Origin of the sequence: Hansschlegelia beijingensis (assembly GCF_045505405.1) — a bacterium.
GTDB lineage: Bacteria > Pseudomonadota > Alphaproteobacteria > Rhizobiales > Methylopilaceae > Methylopila > Methylopila beijingensis_A.
Map to the genome: position 1 here is coordinate 1 of NZ_JBJKEX010000479.1, position 1,800 is coordinate 1,800.

General features: G+C 65.7%; 2 protein-coding genes and 1 pseudogene. 1 reads left to right on the plus strand and 2 read right to left on the minus strand.

Annotated elements, in window-relative coordinates:
* Positions 1–103, plus strand: a pseudogene (locus ACIKT0_RS17780) (methylene-tetrahydromethanopterin dehydrogenase N-terminal domain-containing protein); the annotation flags it as partial.
* Positions 104–509: 406 nt separating this feature from the next.
* Here the strand turns inward: ACIKT0_RS17780 and ldtR are convergent.
* Complete coding sequence (gene ldtR / locus ACIKT0_RS17785) at positions 510–1,022, minus strand: transcriptional regulator LdtR (protein ID WP_183396296.1); 513 nt, start codon at positions 1,020–1,022, stop codon at positions 510–512.
* Positions 1,023–1,290: 268 nt separating this feature from the next.
* Positions 1,291–1,800: DUF6163 family protein (locus ACIKT0_RS17790; protein ID WP_407106666.1), on the minus strand; the 510-nt coding region annotated here is incomplete at its 5' end.

Consider the following 1,800-nt stretch of genomic DNA (forward strand, 5'->3'; position numbering starts at 1 on the left):
AAGAAGTCGACGGCGATCTTCGTCGGCGGCGGCGACATGACCGCCGGCGAGGCGGTGTTCGACGCGGTCAAGAAGCGGTTCTTCGGCCCGTTCCGCGTCGCAGCCGCCCCAAGTCCGAACCGAAGCGCCTCGCGGCGCGTCGCCACGATCATCGAAGGCCGTTCCGTCACGATGCCAAGCTCCCGCACTCTCGCCGCCAGCCCCAACCCGGCAAAACCTCCGGCGAAGCTGCCAGACCGTGGTTAATGAACCCCGACTTGGCCTTGCTCGTCACGATCCTCGCCCGGATGGCTTCGAAGACCGCAGGTCCCGCAAGACGACAGGCCGGCGCTTGCGCCGAACATCCCGTCGAAAGGCCACTGGTTTGAGGCGGAACGATGTCGGCGCCAAGCGCCTGAGCGGCTTGCAACCAAACGTGTCCACCATGGCGCTCTGTGAAGCGCGCAAACAAAAAGCGCCGCGACAGGATCGCGGCGCTTCCACAGGGGCGCGGCCTTGGCCGCCGAAGGTCAGAGGCGGAAGCGGATCTGGTCGGTCCAGAACCGCTCGAGGCGGACCAGCGCGACGTTCAGGGTCTTGAAGTCGTCGGCGCTGACGCCGCCCACTTGCTCGATGGTGCGGACATGCTTGGCGTAGAGCTGGTCCACGATGTCGTGAATCTCGCGGCCGCGCTCCGTCAGGCTGATCCGAACCGAACGACGGTCCATCCGCGAGCGCTGGTGATGCAGGAAGCCCATCTCGACGAGCTTCTTGAGATTGTAGGAGACGTTGGAGCCGAGATAGTAGCCGCGGGTCCGCAGTTCGCCCGCGGTCAGCTCGGCGTCGCCGATGTTGTAAAGCAGCAGCGCCTGGACGCTGTTGATGTCAGACCGGCCGCGACGGTCGAACTCGTCCTTGATGACGTCCAGCAGGCGGCGGTGCAGCCGCTCCACCAGGGTCAGCGCCTCGAGGTAGAGCGGGCGAACTTCCGACTGGCGAGGATCGGCGACTTCGGGCTCAACGCGGCGGGCGACGTTCTTCATGGCTGACGCCTTCCTGTATTCTTGATCATCTTGAGGCAGCGCCACAGTCACGCGCCTCGTTGATCAGGAAGATAGGATTGAGCCTGTGAAAATGCGCTTAAATGGCGTGATGAAAATTGTCTTTATTTCTTAGACTGAACAAAGGGTTGTCGCCCTAAGTCAACAAGACCTTACCCGTCGAAACGTGAATCGATCTTCATTTTTGCCTCAAATGCCTCAAGGGTTCGAATGGTTACTGGAAAGTAGACCGGCCTGAACAGGCGCCCTGTCACGAGACCTCGCGGCGCGCGCGCATCGAGAGGTAGACATAGGCGGCCACCGCGGCGACCGAGATCAGCGCCGCGAGCCAGCGGCCGAGCGACGCCGGCGACGCCGAGGCGGCCCAGACGAGCTGGCCGAGCGTCGCCAGCAGCCAGATCACCACGCCCCAGCCGGTGGCGAGCCACAGCCCGACGGCCGCCACCGGATCGGCCACCGCGAAGAAGGTGCAGGCGACGAACCAGGAGGCGTGCGTGCGGTCGAGCGCGAGCGGAGCGCCGCCGGATCCGATCAGCAGCCCCCAGAACACGAGCCCCCTCACGAGCTCGAACACCGCGACGGCGCGCAGGAACATCACGAGCCGCCAGCTCCAGGGCCGCGCCACCCTGTCGGCCTGCAGGTGGGACTCCCTGAGCGAAATGCCGGGAAGCCCGGCCTCGTCGTCTGCGCCGGCCGCCATGCCGTCTCCCGAAGCTTCGGCCGCCGGGGCGCGGCCGCGCGCCAATCTCCGCGACTCCCC

Excerpts from the sequence above, each read along its gene's own strand:
- ldtR (WP_183396296.1), bottom strand. The coding sequence starts at position 1,022 with ATGAAGAACGTCGCCCGCCGCGTTGAGCCCGAAGTCGCCGATCCTCGC.